19 protein-coding genes and 1 pseudogene are annotated in these 21,338 nt (G+C 68.8%); 12 read left to right on the forward strand and 8 right to left on the reverse strand.

Translation table 11 applies throughout. The features are described from left to right. Positions 1–53 precede the first annotated feature (53 nt). A complete protein-coding gene (locus tag BLW48_RS11695) occupies positions 54–2,060 on the forward strand; it encodes an acetoacetate--CoA ligase (protein WP_093174791.1) in 2,007 nt (668 codons plus the stop codon). 7 nt (positions 2,061–2,067) lie between these two features. Further along, entirely contained in the window at positions 2,068–2,511 is a 444-nt protein-coding gene (locus BLW48_RS11700; RefSeq protein ID WP_093174793.1) for a YbaY family lipoprotein, read from the forward strand. On the opposite strand, the gene BLW48_RS11705 is transcribed toward BLW48_RS11700, so the two are convergent. From BLW48_RS11705 to BLW48_RS11715, 3 genes are all read right to left on the reverse strand, one after another. Then, entirely contained in the window at positions 2,508–4,445 is a 1,938-nt protein-coding gene (locus BLW48_RS11705) for an adenylate/guanylate cyclase domain-containing protein (RefSeq protein ID WP_093174796.1), read from the reverse strand. The two genes, BLW48_RS11700 and BLW48_RS11705, sit on opposite strands and share 4 nt — an antisense overlap. Before the next feature lie 218 nt (positions 4,446–4,663). After that, the gene (locus tag BLW48_RS11710; RefSeq protein WP_093174798.1) at positions 4,664–5,374 is read right to left on the reverse strand and encodes a 2OG-Fe(II) oxygenase; all 711 of its coding nucleotides are present in this window, start codon (positions 5,372–5,374) and stop codon (positions 4,664–4,666) included. 104 nt (positions 5,375–5,478) lie between these two features. Continuing rightward, a complete protein-coding gene (locus BLW48_RS11715) occupies positions 5,479–6,399 on the reverse strand; it encodes a LysR substrate-binding domain-containing protein (RefSeq protein ID WP_093174801.1) in 921 nt (306 codons plus the stop codon). 187 nt (positions 6,400–6,586) lie between these two features. Between BLW48_RS11715 and BLW48_RS11720 the strand changes: the two genes are divergently transcribed. From BLW48_RS11720 to BLW48_RS11735, 4 genes are all read left to right on the forward strand, one after another. After that, positions 6,587–7,786 (forward strand): acyl-CoA dehydrogenase, encoded by a 1,200-nt coding sequence (locus BLW48_RS11720; protein WP_093057036.1) that lies wholly within the window; start codon positions 6,587–6,589, stop codon positions 7,784–7,786. Positions 7,787–7,791: 5 nt separating this feature from the next. After that, the gene (locus BLW48_RS11725) at positions 7,792–9,027 is read left to right on the forward strand and encodes a CaiB/BaiF CoA transferase family protein (protein WP_093174804.1); all 1,236 of its coding nucleotides are present in this window, start codon (positions 7,792–7,794) and stop codon (positions 9,025–9,027) included. 13 nt (positions 9,028–9,040) lie between these two features. After that, on the forward strand, positions 9,041–9,472 hold the full coding sequence (locus tag BLW48_RS11730; protein WP_093174806.1) for a VOC family protein: 432 nt from the start codon (positions 9,041–9,043) through the stop codon (positions 9,470–9,472). Between the two features lie 158 nt (positions 9,473–9,630). Then, positions 9,631–10,050 carry an organic hydroperoxide resistance protein gene (locus BLW48_RS11735; RefSeq protein ID WP_093057033.1) on the forward strand — a complete coding sequence of 140 codons (420 nt, stop codon included), beginning with the start codon at positions 9,631–9,633 and terminating at the stop codon, positions 10,048–10,050. Between the two features lie 11 nt (positions 10,051–10,061). Here BLW48_RS11735 and BLW48_RS11740 read toward each other — a convergent pair whose 3' ends face one another. After that, positions 10,062–10,520, reverse strand: coding sequence for a CopD family protein (locus BLW48_RS11740; RefSeq protein ID WP_093076580.1), 459 nt, complete (start codon positions 10,518–10,520; stop codon positions 10,062–10,064). A gap of 47 nt (positions 10,521–10,567) precedes the next feature. Further along, positions 10,568–11,554 (reverse strand): LysR family transcriptional regulator, encoded by a 987-nt coding sequence (locus tag BLW48_RS11745; protein WP_256330757.1) that lies wholly within the window; start codon positions 11,552–11,554, stop codon positions 10,568–10,570. 141 nt (positions 11,555–11,695) lie between these two features. On the opposite strand from BLW48_RS11745, the gene BLW48_RS11750 reads away from it, so the two are divergent. From BLW48_RS11750 to BLW48_RS11760, 3 genes are read left to right on the forward strand one after another with little or no spacing between them, the layout of a single operon-like run. Beyond that, positions 11,696–13,036 (forward strand): DUF3100 domain-containing protein, encoded by a 1,341-nt coding sequence (locus tag BLW48_RS11750; RefSeq protein ID WP_093174809.1) that lies wholly within the window; start codon positions 11,696–11,698, stop codon positions 13,034–13,036. 20 nt (positions 13,037–13,056) lie between these two features. Further along, positions 13,057–14,226, forward strand: a complete 1,170-nt coding sequence (locus BLW48_RS11755) for a M20 aminoacylase family protein (protein ID WP_093174811.1) — start codon at positions 13,057–13,059, stop codon at positions 14,224–14,226. A gap of 4 nt (positions 14,227–14,230) precedes the next feature. Beyond that, positions 14,231–15,616, forward strand: a complete 1,386-nt coding sequence (locus tag BLW48_RS11760) for an L-serine ammonia-lyase (RefSeq protein WP_177142324.1) — start codon at positions 14,231–14,233, stop codon at positions 15,614–15,616. A 12-nt stretch (positions 15,617–15,628) separates the two neighbouring features. Here BLW48_RS11760 and BLW48_RS11765 read toward each other — a convergent pair whose 3' ends face one another. After that, positions 15,629–16,237: a VOC family protein gene (locus tag BLW48_RS11765; protein ID WP_093174816.1), complete on the reverse strand. Its 609-nt coding sequence runs from the start codon at positions 16,235–16,237 to the stop codon at positions 15,629–15,631. Between the two features lie 33 nt (positions 16,238–16,270). Next, on the reverse strand, positions 16,271–17,137 hold the full coding sequence (locus BLW48_RS11770) for a fumarylacetoacetate hydrolase family protein (protein ID WP_093174819.1): 867 nt from the start codon (positions 17,135–17,137) through the stop codon (positions 16,271–16,273). Positions 17,138–17,264: 127 nt separating this feature from the next. Here BLW48_RS11770 and BLW48_RS11775 point away from each other — a divergent pair, with 127 nt between their 5' ends. The 3 genes and pseudogenes from BLW48_RS11775 to BLW48_RS11785 form a co-directional block, all read left to right on the forward strand. Continuing rightward, positions 17,265–18,182 (forward strand): LysR substrate-binding domain-containing protein, encoded by a 918-nt coding sequence (locus BLW48_RS11775; RefSeq protein WP_093174821.1) that lies wholly within the window; start codon positions 17,265–17,267, stop codon positions 18,180–18,182. A 49-nt stretch (positions 18,183–18,231) separates the two neighbouring features. Beyond that, positions 18,232–19,062: an isocitrate lyase/PEP mutase family protein gene (locus BLW48_RS11780; RefSeq protein ID WP_093057024.1), complete on the forward strand. Its 831-nt coding sequence runs from the start codon at positions 18,232–18,234 to the stop codon at positions 19,060–19,062. Positions 19,063–19,068: 6 nt separating this feature from the next. After that, a pseudogene (locus BLW48_RS11785) lies at positions 19,069–19,635 on the forward strand (uracil-DNA glycosylase family protein); the annotation flags it as partial. Positions 19,636–19,663: 28 nt separating this feature from the next. Here BLW48_RS11785 and BLW48_RS11790 read toward each other — a convergent pair. Then, positions 19,664–21,319 (reverse strand): hypothetical protein, encoded by a 1,656-nt coding sequence (locus BLW48_RS11790; RefSeq protein WP_093174949.1) that lies wholly within the window; start codon positions 21,317–21,319, stop codon positions 19,664–19,666. Positions 21,320–21,338: the final 19 nt, after the last annotated feature.

Here is a 21,338-nt window from a genome sequence, read left to right on the forward strand (position 1 = left end):
CCCTGAGGTCAACCCCGATTGAGCACGGTCGTTTGCAGCGCTACGCTCGTGCCATGCCCGCTCCCAACATCCCCCAGATCCGCCTCTATCAAGACTGGCTGCGCGAGACGCGCGGCCTCGTGTTCGACAGCTACGACGCCCTGTGGCGCTGGTCCGTCACCGAGCTCGACGCCTTCTGGCAGAGCATCTGGGACTACGCCCGCATCGAGTCGCCCACGCCGCACACAGCCGTGCTCGCCGAATCGCGCATGCCCGGCGCGCGCTGGTTCCCGGGCGCCCAGGTCAACTACGCCCGCGAGGTGCTGCGCCATGCCGATGCGGCACACGCGGCCGGCATGCCCGCCATCGTGAGCGACAACGAACGCGGCGAAGTGCGCGAGATGTCGTGGCCCGAAATGCGCCGCCAGGTGGCGTCAGTGGCGCTCACGCTCAAGTCGCTAGGCGTGCAGCGCGGCGATCGCGTTGCGGCCTACATGCCCAACGTGCCCGAGACCATGGTGGCCTTTCTCGCGTGCTCCAGCATCGGCGCGATCTGGAGCGTGTGCGCGCCCGACATGGGCACGGCCGCAGTGGCCGACCGCTTCCGCCAGATCGAGCCCAAGGTGCTGATCGCCGTCGATGGCGTGCACTACGGCGGCAAGCCGCTCGACCGCAGCTCCGTGCTGCAGGAGCTGCGCGGCCAGCTGCCGAGCGTGCAGAAGCTGCTGCTGGTGAAGTCGCCGTACGCCGCCAATGCCGTGCCGCACGATGTCGACTGGGCGCAGGCCACCGAGCGCAACGGTGCCGAGGTTGCCGCCTTCGAGCCCGAATGGCTGCCCTTCGACCACCCGATCTGGATCGTCTATTCGAGCGGCACCACCGGCCTGCCCAAGCCCATCGTGCACGGGCAGGGCGGCATCATCCTCACCATGCACGCCTGCGGCCTGCACAACGACGTGGGCGCGAGCTATGGCGCCAACAACTTCGGCGAGCGCTACCACTGGTACAGCTCCACCGGCTGGGTCATGTGGAACTCGCAGCTTTCGGGCATGGCCTTCGGCGCCACCATCTGCATCTACGACGGCAACCCGGCGGGCAGCAAGGAGAAGCCCGACTGGAGCGTGCTGTGGCGCTTCGTGGCGCGGCACAAGGTAACGTTCTTTGGTGCGGGCGCGGCCTACTTCACCAACTGCATGAAGGCCGGCCTTGTCGCAAAGGAATGCGGTGACCTGTCGCGCGTGCGTGCACTCGGCAGCACCGGCTCGCCGCTGCCCGAAGAGGTGCAGCGATGGGGCTCCAGGCAGATTCTCGAGGCGGGTTCGAAGGAGGTGTGGTGGTGCAACATTTCCGGCGGCACCGATTTCTGCGGCGCCTTCGTCGGCGGCAACCGCGACCTGCCCGAAGTGCCGGGCCAGATGCAGTGCCGCGAACTCGGCCATGCGGTCGAGGCGTGGAACGAGCAGGGCCAGCCGGTTATCGGCGAAGTCGGCGAGCTGGTGTGCACCAAGGCCATTCCGTCGATGCCGCTCTACTTCTGGGGCGACGAAGGCAATGCGCGCTACGTGTCGAGCTACTTCGACACCTACCCCGGCGTGTGGCGCCACGGCGACTGGATCAGGATCGGCGAGGACGGTGGCTGCATCATCTACGGCCGCAGCGACGCCACCATCAACCGCCAGGGCCTGCGCATGGGCACCAGCGAGATCTACAGCGCCGTCGAGGGCCTGCCCGAGGTACTCGACTCGATGGTGGTCGACCTCGAATACCTGGGCCGCGACAGCTACATGCCGCTGTTCGTCGTGCTGCGCCCCGGCGTGTCGCTCGACGACGCCATGCGCACGCGGCTCAACAACGCCATCAAGACTTCGCTGTCGCCGCGCTTCGTGCCCAACGACATCTTCCAGGTGGCCGAGATCCCGCGCACGCTCTCGGGAAAGAAGCAGGAGCTGCCGATCAAGAAGCTGCTGCTGGGCCAGCCTATCGAGAAGGTGGTCAACCGCGAGGCGATGGCAAACCCCGGCAGCCTGGACTGGTACGTGGCCTTTGCCGCACAGCGTGCCTCCGCAAGTGCCTCCGCATAATGGCCGCATGAAAAGACGCACCAGCCTCCTCACGTTCTCCATCATCGCAGGCGCCTCGTTGCTGAGCGCTTGCGCAGTGCCTTCTTCGCCAGCTGCAGGCGGTGCCGCGCAGCTTCGCGTGAGCGGCACCGTCACCTATCGCGAACGCATCGCGCTGGACCCCGCGGCCGAAGTCGTGGTGCAGTTGCTCGACGTGTCGCGCATGGACGCGCCCTCGACCGTGCTTGCCGAGCAGCGCATCAAGGCCAACGGCAAGCAGGTGCCCTTTGCCTACGAGCTGAAGGTGGATGCCGCGCGCATCGACCCGCGCATGCGCTACGCCGTGTCGGCGCGCATCTCGCGCGGCGACCAGCTTCTGTTCATCAACGACACGCAGTATTCCGTGCTCACGCAAGGCGGCGCCACCAGCGCCGACCTGGTGCTGGTGCGCGTCGCCCAGGCTCCGCGCTAGGAAGTCATCAGCTCGTAGAGCACCATGCGCGTCTGCCGGCCGCGCAGTTCCGCCTGCTCCTCGATGCGCCGCGTGTGAAGCCGGCCGCCGAGCCCGGCGAAGGTGGTTTCCGACATCAGCGTCTGCGTGCCGAGCTGCTTGTTGAAGCCCTCGATGCGGCTCGCCACGTTGATCACGTCGCCGAACGCCGTGTACGACAGCCGGTCGTTCGAGCCCAGCACCCCCGCGATCACCGTGCCTGTGTGGATGCCCACGCGCGTGCGGAACTCGGGCAGGCCCTGTGCCGCCCACTTGCGGTTGAGATCGTCCATCTCCACGTGCAGCTCCAGCGCGGCCAGGCAGGCCTTGTATTCCGCGTCCTTCAGGTCGGAGGGCGCGCCCCACAGCACCATGATGCCGTCGCCGATGAACTTGTCGACCACGCCGCCGTGCCGCGCGAACACGCCCGTCGCCAGGTTGAAGTACTCGGTCAGCATGACCACCAGCACGTCGGTGTCGAGCGACTCCGAGATCGAGGTGAAGCCCTCCACGTCGGTGAACATCACCGTCACGCGCCGCGGTGAGCCGCTGGGTGCGAGCGTGTGGCCCGCGTCGATCAGCTGGTTGATCACGTCCACCGGCACGAACTTGCTGAAGGCCTTCAGGCTGCGGGCCGAGTCGTCCAGGGCCTGGTCCAGGTGCTGGATCTCGAGCACCCGGCTCGGTTCGCGCGGCAGGTTGTCCAGCTCCAGCAGGCCGATGCGGCGCGCGATGTGCGAGAGGTTCTCGACCGGCGCTGTCACCAGCTTCGACAGCTTCAGCGACATGAACAACGCCATCGCCAGGAAGACCAGTGCCAGCGCCAGGCCCCACAGCACCGCGCGGTGCAGGTCGCCCAGCAGCATGTCTTCGGGCACCCAGCTCACCAGTTGCCAGCCGGTGCTGGGAATGCGCGAGGCCTGCACCAGATAGCGGCGGCCTTCGTGCGTGAAGGAAAACTCCGTGTCGGTGCCGCCGCCCGCCGTGCCGTCGGCCACCATGTGCGCATGCAATGCACCGAGCACGCCGCTGGGCGGCTGCAGCTCGTGCAGCACGCCCGGCATGTCGCTGCGCGCGAGCACGCTGAAGTCGGCGCTCAGCAGCGCGCTGTCGCCGTAGCCGTCGCTGCTGAACTGGCGCACGAATTCCGACAGCCGTCCGAGCGACACGTCGCCTGCCACCACCAGCGCCTGCGCACTGCTGTCGGCGTAGCGGCGCTTGCTGGGCAGTGCGTAGGTCACGCCAAGCTCTTGCGCGGCTGCGAACACGTACGGCTGCGTCCAGATGGGCCCCTGTGCCTTGCATGCCTGCACGTACCAGCTGCGCTGCGTCGGGTTGTAGTTGCTGCGGAACGACTCGAGGCGCTGCGTGGCATAGCGCTGCTGCACGTCGGCCTCGGCATCCAGCGGCAGCTTGTACTGCCAGGTCTCGGTGGTGGAGCCTGCGCCGCGCTCGATGTAGCGCATGGCCGGCACCGGGTAGCGCAGCGCCATCAGCATCTGGCCCTTCTCGTTGCTGACGTAGATGCTGTCGAGCTCGGGCGACTGCTGCAGCAGCGTCCAGAGCAGCTCCGCCGTTCTTTCGGAGTGCTCGCCCGCGGGCTGCAGGCTGGGGGCGGTGCCCACCGCATTGATGACCGACTCGGCTTTCTGCAGAAAGGCCAGCACCTTGTCTTCGGTGCGGTCATGGTTGGCCTTGTGCGCGGACACGCCGATGCGCGACACCAGCCGCTGCGAGCCCCAGTAGCCGAGCGACACCAGCAGCAGCGACTGGGCCAGCGCCACGACGCTGACGATGGTGCCTACGTCTACCCGGAAGCGGCGCGAGCGCCCGGCCGGTGCCGGTTGTGTGACAGATTTTTCGACCGACGGCTTTCCAGCCACTTCCGGATTCCCGGAAGAGTTCTTGTTGTTCATACAGCTCCCTGACGACCACTCGAACGCACCCGCTGCAGCGAAGCCGCGGGCCGACCTTCGGTGAGCCACGGCCTCGATCGTTGGTGTCGGGGATCCTGGTGGCGCCGGAGGCGGGCGCGATTTTCGCTCGACTTCGGCTGTCTGTGCGGTACTGAACAGCGCCGCGGTGGCTCAGGCCTGTCTAGACCGGAGTCGTGGAAGCGCGTGGGAGCAGCCCTTCAGCGCGCGTCGTGAAAGATGATGCCCAGCGTATGCCGCCGGCCCGAACGCACGCGGCTCACGCCGTGGCGCATCGTCACGCGGTAGCTGCCGCGCGTGCCGGCCACCGGCCGCTGGTTGACCGCGAAGATCACCGCCTCGCCCTGCGCGAGCGGCGCCACCTCGGCGCGCGATTGCATGCGCGGGCGCTGCTCGGTCAGCACGAACTCGCCGCCGGTGAAGTCTTCGCCCGGCTTGCTCAGCAGCACCGTGAGCTGCAGCGGAAACTGCAGGTCGCCGTACAGATCCTGGTGCAGGCAGTTGTAGTCGCCCTCGTCGTAGCGCAGCAGCAGCGGGGTGGGGCGCAACTGGCCCGCCGCGTGGCAGCGCGCGAGATACGCGGCGTGGTCCGGCGGGTAGTCGGCCGGCTGGCCCATCGCCGCGGCCCACGCGTTGGCCAGCGGCGCGAGGCGTTCGTACAGCGCGCTGCGGTATGCCGCGAGCCTGGGCGGCAGCGGGTTTGCAAAGTATTGGTACTCGCCTTGTCCGAAGCCGTGGCGCTGCATCACCACGCGGCTGCGAAAGCGGTGGCCTTCGTCGTACATGGCTGTGAGCGCGGCGCATTCCTCGGGAGTGAACAGCTGGCCGGTGACGGCGCAGCCGCGGGCGGCGAGGTCCGCTTCGATGCGGGGCCAGTCGAGCGAATCGATGCGGGAAGGCTTTCTTGTCATGCGCCCAGTGTCCCGCCCGCGGGCCCGCAAGGCTCGCCGTTTCCGGACGCGGGTTTCGGGCATGGGCTTTGGCGCCCCACATGGCGAGAAAGTCACCGGCCCTTTCAAGCTGCCCCGCGTTCGGGCTCCTGCCGGGCCTGCTCCAGCAGCCAGTCGCTGAAGAACTTCAGCAGCGGCCGCTGATCGGCCCGCTCCGGCGTCACGAGGTAGTAGTTGCGCTCGCCCGACAAGGGCCGTGCGCACGCCACCACCAGCTCGCCGCGCGCCAGTTCGTCGGCCACCAGCATCGTCGGCATCAGCGCCACGCCGAGCCCGTGCGACGCGGCCGCGGCCAATATCGAGAACAGCTCGTAGCGCGGACCACCGCGCGCGTTGGGCGCGTCGATCTGCTGCGCGTCGAACCACTGGCGCCAGCCGTCGGGCCGCGTGCTTTGCTGCAGCAGCGGCATCTTCGCGATGGCGGCCGGCGTCACGGCCTTGCCGCGTGGGAGCAGCGACGGGCTGCACACCGGCACCACGTCTTCGTGCATCAGCAGCAGCGCGCGCGTACCGGCCCAGTTCTCTACCTGCGCGGGCGTGCCGGCGTACAGCGCGGCGTCGAACTCGGCGTCGGCAAACAGAAAGGGGCGGGTGCGCGTCTCGATGTGCACAACCACGTCGGGCTGCAGCGCCGCGAAGCCCTTCAGGCGCGGCATCAGCCAGCGGGTGGCGAAGGTGGGCACGGCCGCCAGCGAGAGCGAGCCGCCTTCGCCCTGGTGGGCCATTGCGTCGAGCGTGTCGCGCTCCATCGCTTCGAGCCGCTTGGTGATCTGCCGTGCGTAGGCCGCGCCGCTGGCCGTGAGCGCTACCCCGTGCCGCGTGCGGCGGAACAGCGCCACGCCGAGGAAGGCTTCGAGCGTGCCGATCTGGCGCGACACGGCGCTTTGGGTGAGCGCCAGTTCCTGCGCAGCGCGGGTGTAGCTCTCGTGGCGCGCGGCGGCGTCGAAGCACACGAGGGTTTGCAGGGGTGGGATCTTGCGGCGCATGTATGCCTCGGGTGTATGTATGAAACCCTGGCCTCACCAATGAAGAGGCCGATCGAACATCTTGCAAGACATTCTACGAACGCATATCTGGGTGCGGAATCATCGTTTGCGTCATGCCACCCGCATGGCTAGCATCGGCCCCATTCCCCCTCTTTTCACCTTTCCCCTAATTTCCGGAGACAGCCACATGGCCGCCAAAGCGCAATTCCACTGGGACGACCCCCTTCTTCTCGACCAGCAACTGACCGACGAAGAACGCATGATCCGCGACGCGGCCAATGCCTACTGCCAGGAGCGCCTTGCGCCCCGCGTCATCGAAGGCTTCCGCACCGGCGAAACCGACCCCGCCATCTTTCGCGAAATGGGCGCGCTCGGCCTGCTGGGCCCGACGATCCCCGAGCAGTACGGTGGCCCCGGCCTCAACTACGTGGCTTACGGCCTGATCGCCCGTGAAGTCGAGCGCGTCGACTCGGGCTACCGCTCGATGGCCAGCGTGCAGAGTTCGCTGGTGATGGTGCCGATCTTCGAATTCGGCACCGAAGCGCAAAAGCAGAAGTTCCTGCCCAAGCTCGCCACCGGCGAATGGATCGGCTGCTTCGGCCTGACCGAGCCCGACCATGGCTCCGACCCCGGCAGCATGGCCACGCGTGCCAAGAAGGTGCCGGGCGGCTACTCGCTCAGCGGCTCGAAGATGTGGATCAGCAACTCGCCCATCGCCGACGTGTTCGTGGTGTGGGCCAAGGAAGTCAGCGAAAGCGGCACGGTCGGCCCCATCCGCGGCTTCGTGCTCGAAAAGGGCATGAAGGGCCTGTCGGCTCCGGCGATCCACGGCAAGGTCGGCCTGCGCGCCAGCATCACCGGCGAGATCGTGATGGACGGCGTGTTCTGCCCCGAAGAAAACGCCTTCCCCGAAGTGCAGGGCCTCAAGGGCCCGTTCACCTGCCTGAACAGCGCCCGCTACGGCATCTCGTGGGGCGCGATCGGCGCCGCCGAAGACTGCTGGCATCGCGCCCGCCAGTACACGCTGGACCGCAAGCAGTTCGGCCGCCCGCTCGCCGCCAACCAGCTCATCCAGAAGAAGCTGGCCGACATGCAGACCGAAATCACGCTGGGCCTGCAAGGCAGCCTGCGCCTGGGCCGCATGAAGGACGAAGGCATCGCCGCGGTGGAAATCACCTCGATCATGAAGCGCAACAACTGCGGCAAGTCGCTCGACATCGCCCGCATGGCGCGCGACATGATGGGCGGCAACGGCATCAGCGACGAGTTCGGCGTGGCCCGCCACCTGGTGAACCTGGAAGTGGTCAATACCTACGAAGGCACGCACGACATCCACGCGCTCATCCTGGGCCGCGCCATCACTGGCATCGCAGCTTTCGCCAACTGAGCCGCATGACCAAGCCCGCAGCACTCGACGGCATCAGGGTCCTCGATCTGTCCCGCGTGCTCGCGGGCCCGTGGTGCACGCAGATCCTGGCGGACCTGGGCGCCGACGTCGTCAAGATCGAGCGCCCCGGCGTCGGCGACGACACGCGCACCTGGGGTCCGCCCTTCATCAAGGACGCGGACGGCAACGACACCGACCAGGCGAGCTACTTCACGTCCTGCAACCGCAACAAGCGTTCGGTCACGGTCGACATGGCCACGCCCGACGGGCAGGCGCTGCTCAGGCAGATGGCGGCGCAGGCCGACATCGTGGTGGAGAACTTCAAGACCGGTGGCCTCAAGCAATACGGCCTCGACCACGAGAGCCTGCGCGCGGCCAACCCGCGCCTCATCTACTGCAGCGTGACCGGCTTCGGCCACGACGGCCCTTATGCCGAGCGCGCGGGCTACGACCTGATGATCCAGGCCATGACCGGCATGATGAGCATCACCGGCCGCCCCGATGACGTACCCGGTGGCGGCCCGTTGCGCGTGGGCGTGGCGCTCACGGACCTGTTCACCGGCGTCTACGCGAGTACCGCCATCCTCGCGGCGCTGCAGGTGCGCGACCGCACCGGCGAAGGCCAGCACATCGACATGGCGCTGCTCGACGTGGGCATGGCCATCCTCGCCAACCAGGCGAGCGCGTTCCTCAACACCGGCAAGGCGCCCGAACGCCAGGGCAACACGCACCCGAGCCTCGCGCCGTATCAGGACTTTCCGACGCAGGACGGCTCGATGCTGCTGGCCATCGGCAACAACGGGCAGTTCGCGCGCTTCTGCGAAGCAGCGGGCCATCCGGAATGGGCGACCGACGCGCGCTTTGCCACCAACACACTGCGCGTGAAGCACCGTCTGGTGCTGATCCCGATGATGGAAGAACTCACGCGCACCCGCACCACGGCCGCGTGGGTCACGCTGCTCGAAGACAAGGCCGTGCCCTGCGGCCCGATCAACGACATTGCCCAGGCCTTCGATGACGCGCAAGTCAAGGCGCGCGGCCTTGCGGTCACGCTGCCGCGCGATGCGGGCGACGGCATCGCCGGCATCACGGGCGTGGCGAGCCCGCTGCGGCTGACGGCCACGCCGCCCGTGCTGCGCCACGCACCACCGGCGCTGGGCCAGCACACGCAGGAAGTGCTGGCGGAAATGGGCATCGACGCCGCCCGCTTCGACGCCCTGCGATCGGCCGGCGTGGTCTGACCACCAGGCAGCCATGACGAGCCCGATGCGCACGCCACCGTTCTCGGTGCTGCGCATCGACCACATCGTGCTGCGCGTGAAGGACATCGAACGCGCCATCACGTTCTACCGCGACGTGCTGGGCTGCGCCATCGAGAAGCGCCGCGACGACCTGGGGCTCGTGCACCTGCGCGCCGGCGCGAGCCTGATCGATCTCGTCACGCCCGATGGCCCGCTGGGCAGGCAGGGCGGGGCGCTTGCCGGCGTGGAAGGCCGCAACGTCGATCACATCTGCCTGCGCATCGAGCCTTTCGACGAAGCCGCCATTCGCGCGCTGATGGTTGCCCACGGCGTAGCGGTGAATGGCGAGGTGCAGAACAACTTCGGCGCCGAGGGCAATGGCCCCTCGATCTACATCGCCGACCCCGACGGCAACACCGTCGAGCTCAAGGGCGCTCCTCGCTGACCTGCGGCTCGACCGAGTGGCCGCTTTGTACGCCAGTGTGTCTGGCCGCCCGCGGCACACATGGGCATGCAAAAGTGCGCCCCGCTCGACACATCGCGGATACAGCCCGCCGATTCAATCCATGCATCGCCATTCCGGCGAGCCTGAAAGGAATCCCCATGAGCTCCACCACCGCAAAGATCCTCTACACCGGCAAGACCCACACCACCGGCGGGCGCGACGGCGCATCGCGCAGCGACGACGGGCGCCTCGACATCCGGCTTTCGTCGCCCGGCACCTCTGGCGCGGGCACCAACCCCGAGCAACTGTTCGCCGCGGGCTGGTCGGCCTGCTTCATCGGTGCGATGGGCAAGGCGGCCGGCGCGATGAAGATCAAGCTGCCCGCCGACCTGGCCGTCGATGCCGAGGTCGACCTGGCCAACGAAGACGGCCAGTACTTCCTGCGCGCGCGCCTGAACGTGAGCCTGCCGGGCCTCGAGCGCGAAACCGCCCGCGCTGTGGTCGACGCCGCGCACCAGACCTGCCCGTACTCCAAGCTCACGCGCGGCAACATCGACGTCGAGCTCAACCTGGTCTGAGCGCCGCAGCCTCAGCCAGCCCGCCCGATGGTCGCCACGCCGAACACGATCACGCCCAACACCAGGTTCACCATCACCAGCTTGCGCACGGTGTTGAGCCGCGCGGCCGCCACTGGCCAGGCGCTTTCTTCCACCGCGCGCCGCATTGCCTTGAACACCGAGGCGCGGATGTAGACGTAGATGGCGGCCATCACGATCGCGATGCTCATCATCGCCTCGATGCGCCAGTGCAGGCCGCGGAAGCCGCCCGTCGAGAGGATCATCGCCACGCCGGTCACGAACAGCAGCGTGACCGACGCGTCCACCCCCACGAAGAAGCGCCGCAGCGTCGCGGCCATCATGCGCAGGCGCAGCGGCGGCTCCAGCGTGGCGACGGCGGAAGGGCGCACCGCGAAGTGCATGGTCGCCATGCCGCCGACCCAGAAGGCGGCGCAGAGCAGGTGAATGAAAAGCGGAATGGCGTACGACATGGGGCCCGATCAGAACACCGAAAGGGCGAGGCGCGCAATGTCGTGCCTCATGCCGCGGTGCTTCGTGCACGCGAGGCCGCGCGCTTCTCCGCTTTCTCCGGCTTGTCCTTGCCGGCGGCCAGATCGGCATATCGCCGCATGTCGGCCACCACGCACCGCAGCAATTCCGCCGCGGCCGGCGACAGCATGCGCCCGTGCCGCGACACGATGTGCGAGCGGCCCTGCGACAGCAGCGGGTTCTTCATCGGCAGCTCGACCAGTTCGGGGTTGGTGGCGTTCGGCGTGAGCGAGATGCGCGTGCCCAGCGCATAGCCCAGCCCGGCCGACACGAAGTGGCCGAGCGCGCTGAACGAGGTGGTGGTCAGCAGCGACGGCAGCCGCACGCCCTCGCTGACTTCCGCTGCCTCGATGTGCTGCCGCACGCCGAAGTTGCGGTGCAGCGTGGCGCCCGGGTAGGGCAGCAGGTCGGCCAGCTTCAGCGGACGGCCCAGCTGCGCGAGCGGGTGCGTGGCCAGCACCAGCGCCTGGATCGGCTGCGAGTGCGACTGGTGGGAGGTGAGCCTGTCGTCCTTCGGCGGCTGGAACAGCATGCCGATGTGGGCGCGTTCCTCGACCACGCGCTGCACGATCTCGTCGGTGCTCGCCACGTCGAGGTCGATGGTGATCTTCGGGTGCGTGGTCATGAAGTCTCGCAGGCTGTGGCGCATGAGCCAGTCGACGTACCCCTCACCGGCCACGACGTCGATGTGGCCGCGCTCGATCTTGCGGATGCTGTCCATTTGCGCCATCAGGTGCTGCTTCTGACTGTTCTGGCGCCGCACGTAGCCAGCCAGCATCTCGCCCGCGTCGGTGGGCACCACGCCACGGCCGTGGCGCTCCAGCAGCGGCACGCCGCACTCCTGCTCGAGGATGCCGATGGCGCGGCTCACGGCCGAAGGGTCCATGTCGAGCACGTCGGCGGCGCCGCGCACCGAACCGCTGTCGAGCACCTGCATGAAGTAGCGCACGCGGCGCGTGTCGAGCTTGTCGTCCATGGCCCGGTCTCCTGAAGTTCGTGGTGAGTGTTGCATTCAATGCATCGAATATCCCGATTTACGGTCATTGATGCAATAGACCTGCAAGCCGAAACTCGCCGGCACCCCGCAGGTACTGCGCCACGAAAAGACGCCCCACCCATGACCTCTGCCGCCTCCGTCCTTGCCGCTGCCGCGCCCTCCAGCGCCTCCGGAAAACTCAAGCTCGCGCTCGTAACCCTGGCCATCGTGGCCGTGGCCGAGCTCATCGGCCCGGTGCAGTTCAGCGTCGGCCCGGGCAAGGTGGCGCTGCTGCCGATGCTGTGGGCGCTGCTGATCGCAGCCGCATGGGGCATCGCGCACAGCCGTGTGCCGGGCGTGGCGCGCGTGGCGACTGCCGAGCAGTCGTTTGCCGGCGGCTTGCTGAATGCGGGCCTGCTGCTGTTCGTGGTGAAGCTGGGCCTCACGGTCGGTGCCGCGTTGCCGCAGGTCAAGCAGGCCGGCTGGGCGCTGCTGTTCCAGGAGTTCGGCCATGCGCTGGGTACTCTGGCGCTGGGCCTGCCGCTGGCGCTGCTGCTGGGCATCAAGCGCGAGGCGGTGGGCGCCACCTTCTCGGTGGGCCGCGAGGGCAACCTCGTGATCATCGGAGAGAAATACGGCATGGCCTCGCCCGAAGGCCGCGGCGTGCTGGCCGAGTACATCACCGGCACGGTGCTGGGCGCGCTTTTCATCGCGGTGCTGGCGGGCTTCATCGCCAGCCTGCACATCTTCGATCCGCGCTCGCTGGCCATGGGCGCCGGCGTGGGCTCGGGCAGCCTGATGGCCGCGGCGCTGGGCGCCATCGCCGCGCAGCAGCCGGCCGAGATGCTGCCGCAGCTCACCGCCATCGCTGCCGCGTCGAACCTGCTGACCACCGTGGCCGGCTTCTACTTCACGCTGTTCCTGTCGCTGCCGTTGTGCTCATGGCTCTACGGCAAGCTGGAGCCGGTGCTGGGTCGCTTCTCGAAGCGCGGCGCGCAGGACTCGGCAGGCACGGGCGCCGTGTCGCAGGTCAGCGTGGCGCATGGCGGTGCCTTGCCATTGCGCGACACGCTCATCGCCTGGGCGGTGGTGGGTGGCGGCGTGCTCATCGGCAATTCGCTGACCTACAAGGTGCCGATGCTGGTCTCGCTCGAAGGCATGGCTGTGGTGGTGGCGATCGCGCTGGTGGTCGAGGGCATCAAGCGCCTCGTGCCGCGCCTGCCGATGGTGCTGGTGCTGTCGGTGGTGGCTACCGTGGTCGGCATTCCGGGCCTGTTCCCGTTCTCCGACGCGCTGATCGCGCTCACCGCCAAGCTCAACTTCCTTGCCTTCACGACGCCGGTGCTCGCGCTGGCCGGCTTCTCCGTCGCGAAAGATCTGCCCGTGTTCCGCCAGCTGGGCTGGCGCATCGTGGTGGTGTCGCTCACCGCCACGGCCGGTACCTTTCTCGGCGCCACGCTGATCGCCGAATTCTTCCACTGACAACCCACGAGAGAACTGCCATGTACCGCGACCCCGACATCGACGAAGACACCCGCGCCCGCATGCTGAGCTGGCGCCGCGACATCCACGCCAACCCCGAGACCGCCTTCGAGGAACACCGCACCGCCAACGTTGTCGCCAATGCGCTGATGCTGATGGGCCTGACGGTGCATCGCGGCCTGGCCGGCACTGGCGTGGTCGGTACGCTGAAGAATGGCGAGGGCCCGGGCATCGCGCTGCGCGCCGACCTCGATGCGCTCAACATGCAGGAGCTGGGCACGCAGGCGCATGCCTCCAAGTGCGCCGGCAAGATGCACGCCTGCGGCCACGACGGCCACACCGCCATGCTGCTCGGCGCGGCCGAGCACCTGTCGCGCCACAAGCCCTTCAAGGGCACGGTGCACTTCGTGTTCCAGCCCGCCGAAGAGAACGAGGGCGGCGGGCGCGTGATGGTGGAAGAGGGCCTGTTCGAGCAGTTCCCGGCCGATGCCGTGTACGGCATGCACAACTTCCCGGCCCTGCCGCGCGGCCAGTTCGCGATCCGCAAGGGCACGATGACGGCCTTTCTCGACACCTTCGAGATCGTCATCACCGGCAAGGGCAGCCACGGCGCCATGCCCGAGACCGGCATCGATTCGGTGGTCGTCTCGGCCCAGCTGGTGAACGCGCTGCAAACCATCGTGAGCCGCCGCACCGGCGCGACCGATTCGGCGGTGGTGAGCGTCACGCAGATCCACGGCGGCGATACCTGGAACGTGATTCCCGAGACCGTGGTGCTGCGCGGCACCGTGCGCACGCTCGACCCCGTCATTCAAGACCAGACCCAGGCCGCGATGCAGCAGATCTGCGACGGCGTTGCAGTCACGCACGGCGCCCGGGTGGCGCTCGACTACCGCCGCGGCTACCCCGGCGTGGTCAACACGCCCGCCGAGACCGACGCCGCCATCGCCGCCGCCGCCAGCCTGGTCGAGCGCGAGCAGGTGCACACCGACATCCCGCCGGCCATGGGCTCGGAAGACTTCGCCTTCATGCTGCAGAAGCGCCCGGGTGCCTACATCGGCATTGGCGCGGGCGAGGGCCCGAACGATCCGAACGTGCACAACCCGTACTACGACTTCAACGACGCCATCCTGCCGCTGGGCGCCGCCTACTGGGTGGCGCTGGTCAAACAGCAGCTTCCCGTCGCATGATGCGCTGATGCTCTCCGCCTTCGACATCTTCAAGATCGGCATCGGCCCGTCCAGTTCGCACACCGTCGGGCCGATGCGCGCGGCGCTGCTGTTCGCGCAATCGCTCGAGCGGCGCGGCGTGCTCGCGCAGGTGGCGCGGCTGCATGTTGACCTGTTCGGTTCGCTCGGCGCCACCGGGCACGGCCACGCGACTGACCAGGGCGTGATCCTCGGGCTCTTCGGCGACGCGCCCGACACGGTGCAGCCCGAGACCGTGCAGCCGCGGCTGGAAGCGCTTCGCCGCACCGGCCAGCTGAGCCTGCTGGGCACCACGCCCATTGCCTTCGAGCGCGTGCGCGACATCGCCTTTCGCGGTGAAGAGTCGCTGCCCGAACACCCCAACGCCATGCGCTTCACGGCCTTCGCGGCCGATGGCGGCACGCTGGCCGAGGGCACGTACTTCTCGGTCGGCGGCGGCTTCGTCGTCGAAGGCGGGCAGGCCGTGGCCGCAACCGTGGCGGCTGCTTCCGCCGTGCCACATCCCTTCACCACCGGCGACGAACTCATGGCGCAATGCCATGACAACGGCCTGTCGGTGGCCGCGCTGGTCATGCGCAACGAATGCGTGTGGCGGCCCGAGGCTGAAGTGCGCAGCGGCCTGCTGCGCATCTGGGGCGTGATGCAGCAGTGCGTGCAGCGCGGCTTCGGCATTGACAACCCGTTGGCCGCGCTTGCGTTGCCCGGCCCGCTGCGCATGCGCCGCCGCGCCCCTGAGCTGAACCGCGAGTTGCTGGCGCAAGCCGGTGCGGCCGACCCGCTCGCGGTGATGGACTGGGTCAATGCCTTCGCGATGGCGGTGAACGAGGAGAACGCAGCCGGCGGCCGCGTGGTCACCGCACCCACCAACGGCGCTGCAGGCGTGGTGCCCGCGGTGATGCACTACTACCAGCGCTTCGTGCCGCAGGCGAGCGACGAAGGCATCGTCGACTTCCTGCTCACTGCGGCGGCCATCGGCATGCTCTACAAGACCAACGCTTCCATCTCGGGCGCCGAAGTCGGCTGCCAGGGCGAGGTGGGCGTGGCCTGCTCGATGGCGGCCGGCGCGCTGGCCGCGGTGCTCGGCGCCACGCCGGCGCAGGTCGAGAACGCCGCCGAGATCGGCATGGAGCACAACCTCGGCCTTACCTGCGACCCGGTCGGCGGCATGGTGCAGATCCCCTGCGTGGAGCGCAACGCGATGGGCGCCGTGAAGGCCATCAACGCGGCGCGCATGGCTCTGCGCGGCAACGGCAGCCACTACGTGTCGCTCGACGCGGTGATCCGCACCATGAAGCAGACCGGCGAGGACATGAAGTCGACGTACAAGGAAACCTCGCTCGGCGGCCTCGCGGTGAACGTGGTCGAGTGCTGACCGCGCCGAAGCTCAGGGCACGAACATGTCCCACGGCCCCTTGCTCTCCGGCAGCCGGGGCCGTTCGGTGAGCGAAGCCAGTGGCTCGCCGGCCTCGAAGCGCGCAGCCAGCGCTTCGGGGTCGAACACCACGCCCATGAAGTTCTCGGCATAAGCGCCACTGGCGAAGAAGGCGCTGACTTCCTCGGCTGTTTCGAACACGTCGTGCTGCAACTCGAGCCGGTGGCCGTCGGGGTCGCGGTAGTACATCGAGATGGTCGGCCCGTGGTTGATGCACCAGTAGGGCCGGATGCCGCGCGCGGCCAGGCGGCGATGGTTGGCCAGCAATTCGCCGAGCGAGCCGTAGGTGAAGGCGATGTGCTCCAGGCCCGTGCTTGCGTCGGCTTCGTGTTTCAGCTCCGGTCCTGCGATCAGGCCGATGCGGTGGTGCTCGTCGTCGTAGGTCAGGAAGCACAGCATCTCGTTCTCGAACGCGGCATGGGCCTGCAGCACGTCGAGGTACCAAGCACGCGAACGCGCCAGGTCGCTCACGCGCAGCACTACGTGCGCCAGCTTGACGGGGCTGAGCGAGGTGCGCGTGAAGTCGGGTAGCGGGCGTACCGGGGTCGCAGTGTCGTTCATGGGTGTCTCCTTCTTTCTTTGGGGGCGCAACGCTCAGCCGGCGGGTTCGGCAATCACGCGGTTCTCGATGTGGCCGATGCCTTCGATCTCCACGCGCACCACGTCGCCCGGCACCAGATAGCGCGGCGGGTCCATCAGCCCGCCGACTCCAGCGGGGCTGCCGGTGCTCAGCACGTCGCCCGGCTCCAGCGTGAAGGCGGTGCTCAGTTCGACCAGCATGGCCTCGATGCGGTGGATCATCTGCGCGGTGTTGCCGTCCTGCCGCAGCTCGCCGTTGACCCAGGTGCGCAGCCGCAGCGCGTGCGGGTCGGCAATCTCGTCGCGCGTCACCAGCCAGGGCCCGAAGGGGCCGTGCGTGTCGAAGGACTTGCCCAGCGTGTGCGTGGGCGCGCGCATCTGCCAGTCGCGCACGCTCATGTCGTTGACCACCACGTAGCCCGCGACCATGGCCATCGCGTCTTCCGCGCGCACGTGGCGGCAGCGCCTGCCGATGACCACGCCGAGTTCGCCCTCGTAGTCGAACTGGTCGGACACGCGGGGCTTGTGCACCGCATCGAAGGGGCCCGCCACGCACGACACCTGCTTGTTGAACCACACCTGGCCCGGTGGCCGAACGAGCCCCAGCTTCGCGGCCTCCTCCAGATGCGAGGCGTAGTTGCCGCCGAGCCCCAGGAACTTCTGCGGCGCGGGAATGGGCGCCGCCAGCCGCACGCCGGCCAGTGCCACGCGGGGTGCTTCCGCGAGCGCAGCGTGCAGCCACGCCATGCCTTCGTCGCCGCGCGCAAGGAGCTCGCGCAGCCCGGGCGGCGCGCCGGGCTGGTCCGTCAGGTCGGCGATTTCCTCATTTCGGACCACGCCGAAGCGAAGGGCGTCGCGGTGGTGGAAGCTGGCGAGTTTCATGGCGTGTGCTGGAACGGGTGGTTGACCGAGAGGGAGCGATCGATGATGCTGGTGGAACGAACGCAGAACAATTCGCCCGGCATGAACGGATCGTTCTGCCGGTGGAACGAAAAACAGAACGAGAGACATGGAAGACCTCAACGACCTGGCGCTCTTCGCCCACGTGGTGACGCAGCAGGGCTTCAGCGCAGCGAGCCGGCACCTGGGCATTCCCAAGTCGCGCCTGAGCCGCCGCATCTCGCAGCTCGAGGAGCGCCTGGGCGTGCGACTGCTGCAGCGCAGTTCGCGCCGCCTGCTGCTCACCGGCGTGGGCCGGGAGTTCTACGAGCGCTGCCAGGCCACGGTGGCGGCGGGCGACGAAGCCTTCGACGTGCTGCGCCAGGCCACCTCGCAGCCGCAGGGCCTGCTGCGCGTGAGCTGCCCGTTCACCCTCGCGCAGTTCTGGCTCACGCCGCTGATTCCGGCCTTCATGCGTGCCTGCCCCGGCGTGCGGCTGCAGCTGGAAGTGAGCAACCGGCGCGTCGATCCGATGCAGGAGAACATCGACGTGGTGCTGCGCGTGCGGCGCCCGCCCTTCGAGGACTCCAGCCTCATCGCCCGGCCGCTGGGCTCCACCGTCGACGTGCTGCTGGCCAGCCCCGCGCTGCTGGCGCAGCTTGGCGCGCCGCAGGGGCTCGCCGACCTGGCCGCATGGCCCGTGCTGTCGCTGCCCGCCGAGAACGACCGCTACCGCTGGGCGCTGGAGCGCGGCGCGCAGGTGCAGGAATTCGGCTTCACGCCGCACTTCGTCACCGACGACATGTTCGCGCTCAGGCACCTCGCCGAGCAGGGCATGGGCCTGGCGCTGCTGCCCGAAATCATGTGCCGCGATGCGCTCGCCGAAGGCCGCCTGGTGCGCGTGTGCGGCGAATGGGCCTGCGCGACCAGCGAGATCCAGGCCGCGTTCGCTTCCCGGCGCGGCATGCTGCCGGCGGTGCGCGCCTTCATCGACTACCTGCTGCAAAACCCGCCGGGCGAGGCTGTCGCGCGGACAGGCTTATCCTGACCGGCCCTTCTTTCGTTCCAACTCCCGCAAAGCAAACCGAGGCACTGCAATGACCCGTACCGTCGCCGAGAAACGCGCCGACTTCCGCGCCCTTCACGAACAAGGCTGCTTCGTCATTCCGAACCCCTGGGACACGGGCAGCGCGCGCTTCCTCGAAGGCCTGGGCTTCAAGGCGCTGGCCACCACCAGCTCGGGCTTTGCGTGGTCGCAGGGTCAGGCCGACGGGGCGATGTCGCGCGAACTCATCCTGGCGCACTTGCGTGAGCTGGTGGAAGCCACCGACCTGCCCGTAAATGCCGACTTCGAGAACGGCTTTGCCGCCGATGCACAGGGCGTGGCCGAGAGCGTGCGCCTCGCGATCGAGACCGGTGTGGCGGGTCTGTCCATCGAAGACTCGACGGGCAACGCCGCCGACCCGCTCTTTTCCATCGACGTGGCGGTCGAGCGCATGCGCGCCGCGCGCAAGGCCATCGATGCATCGGGCGCCGACGTGCTGCTGGTCGGCCGCGCCGAGAACTTCTTCGCCGGGCGTCCCGACCTGGCCGACGCCATCGCGCGGCTCAAGGCCTATTCGAACGCGGGTGCCGATTGCCTCTACGCGCCCGGCATCAAGACCCGCGAGCAGATCGCCGCCGTGGTCGCTGCTGCAGGAGGCAAGCCGGTCAACCTGCTGGTGGGCGCGGCCAGCGAGCTCACGATGCAGGACATCGCCGGGCTTGGCGTGCGCCGCGTGAGCGTGGGCGGCGGCATGGCGCGCGCGGCCTGGGGCGGCTTCATCCGCGCTGCGCGCACGCTGGCCGACCAGGGGCGCTTCGACGGCTTTGCAGATGCCGCACCGGGCGCCGAGCTCAACGCCTTCTTCCGCCCGTTCGCCGGCTGAGGCACCGTGGATGCGCTGCTCGCCGAGATCCGCGCCTGCCGCGCATGCGAGGCGCATCTGCCGCTGGGCCCGCGGCCGGTGGTGCAGGCCAGCGCGAGCGCCCGGCTGCTGATCGTCGGCCAGGCGCCCAGCATGACCGTGCACCGCACGGGCGTGCCGTGGGACGACAAGAGCGGCGAGCAGCTGCGCCGATGGCTCGGCATCGACCGCGACGTGTTCTACGACGCGACGCGCATTGCGATCATGCCGATGGGCTATTGCTACCCGGGGCGCGGTGCCAGCGGTGACCTGCCGCCGCGCAAGGAATGCGCCGAGCTGTGGCACGAGCGGCTGCTCGCGCAGATGTCGCGCATCGAACTGACGCTGCTCATCGGGCAGTACGCGCAGCGCCACTTCCTCGGCAAGACGGCGCGCGGCAGCGTCACCGAAACCGTGGAGGCCTTCGCCGACTATGCGCCGCGCTTTGTTCCGCTGCCGCATCCATCGCCGCGCAACACGGGCTGGTTCAAGCACCACCCGTGGTTCGAGAGCGATGTGCTGCCGGTGCTGCGCGAGCGGGTGCGGGAAGCGCTGTTTTCGCCCACGCCATCGCCGCCTGCAACTAGGGCATTGACTTCGCGCGCCGCGCCGCAGGCCGGCGTGGCGGCTTCGCCTCCAGCACCAGCTCGGCCGGCAGCGCGTCGTTCCACGACTCGGTGAAGTAGGCGCGGTCGCTCGGCACCAGCTGGGGCAGCGCTTCGCGCAGCAGGCCCAGCGACTGTTCCGCCGCCTTCAGGTCGCCCGCGTGCGCCGCATACCAGGCGTGCTCGAACAGCAGGCTGCAATGCTGCAGCCCCGGGTAGCGGCGGCGCCCCGCCTGGTGGTCGGCAAGCCGCGCCTGCGCCACGTCGACCCAGCGCGCGGGCCAGTTCGTCGCATCGAAGGCATCGGCGAGCGGACCGGCCAGCTTCGAGATGGCGGCCGGGTCCAGTGGCTTCTGCGCACGGAACTGCGCGAGCGTGGGCTGCTTCTCTGGCCGGCAGTGCCCGCGCGCGATGCGCATCAGGTAGATCGCATTCCACGCCGAGCGGCCCTGGCCGTCGGTGTGGCCGCAGAGCCATTCGCTGAAGGCGATCCATTGCACCGCGCGCCGCGTGGTGTCGGCCTTGCCGTCGTGTGCGAGCGCGGGCAGGTCGGACAAGCCCACGCGATCGAACAGCCATGCGGCCATGCCCATGTTGGCGGCCACGTGCTGCGCCGCGTCGAAGGAGTGCGATTCGAAGGCGGCTGCCAGCGCCTCGCCGAAGCGGCGCAGCGATTCTTCGGCCAGCGCGGCCGAGGCAGGCTTGTCTTCGGCCGACAGCGCCAGCGCGCGCGAGCGGCATACCAGCGCCCACAGGTTGCACCACTCGAAGCGCACGTCGGGGTGGTGCCGCAGCACCAGCCCGCGCGCCGCATCTTCGGCCATGCCGCTCAACAGCGACTGCGCCAGCGGCAGGTCGCGCGCGGTGTAGGCACACCATGCGGAGACGATGCATTCCATCGCGCCGAGGTAGTCGTTGCCCGCCACGTGGTGCGCGAGCCGCTGCTTCTTCAACGCCTGCAGCCGCCGACGCGCCTGCTCGTTGTCGCCGAGCCGGCGCCACAGCATGGCCTCGTTGAGCGTGACCAGCGCGCGCTGGAAGTCGGTGGCTGCCAGCGTGCCGGCGAGGCGGATCGATTCGAGCGCGCTCCCGTTGCCACTGCCGTTCCCGCCCGCCACCGGCGCCATCAGCCGGCCCTGCCGCGCCGCCTGCTGCGAGGCGACAAGCTGCTTCCAGAAGGCTGCGTCCTGCAGATGCACCGCGTCGGGCGGCGGCGAGCCGGCGGCTTGGGCTTTGCGCGAACGCAGGCCGAGGAACGACGCCACTTCGGCAGCCGTGGCCGCGCGGCCTTGCACCAGCACGCGCACGCGCTTCGCCTCGGCGGCGGGAAGCCAGAACGGGCCCTGGCTGCGCCGCTCGGCATTCAGGAAGCGGGGCTCGCGCTGGGTGTCTTCGCCCCAGCCGACCTCGATGTTCCAGGCCTTGAAGTCGCGGAACGCGCGGCTCACGACCATGCGCAAGGTGCTGGCATCGGACACTTCGCCGCGCAGGTCGGCCAGCCGCACGATGCCGGCGCCGGCATCGTGCGCATGCTGCATGCGCACCAGCAGCCAGAGCGATTGGAAGGCCGCGCGCCGGCCGTTGACCGACTGCGGCGAGGTGAGTTCGATGGAAAGGAGAGCGGGCTTGGGCACGCCCGAATTGAACCTCAAA

Origin of the sequence: Variovorax sp. YR266 (genome assembly GCF_900107295.1) — a bacterium.
Taxonomy (GTDB): Bacteria; Pseudomonadota; Gammaproteobacteria; order Burkholderiales; family Burkholderiaceae_C; genus Variovorax.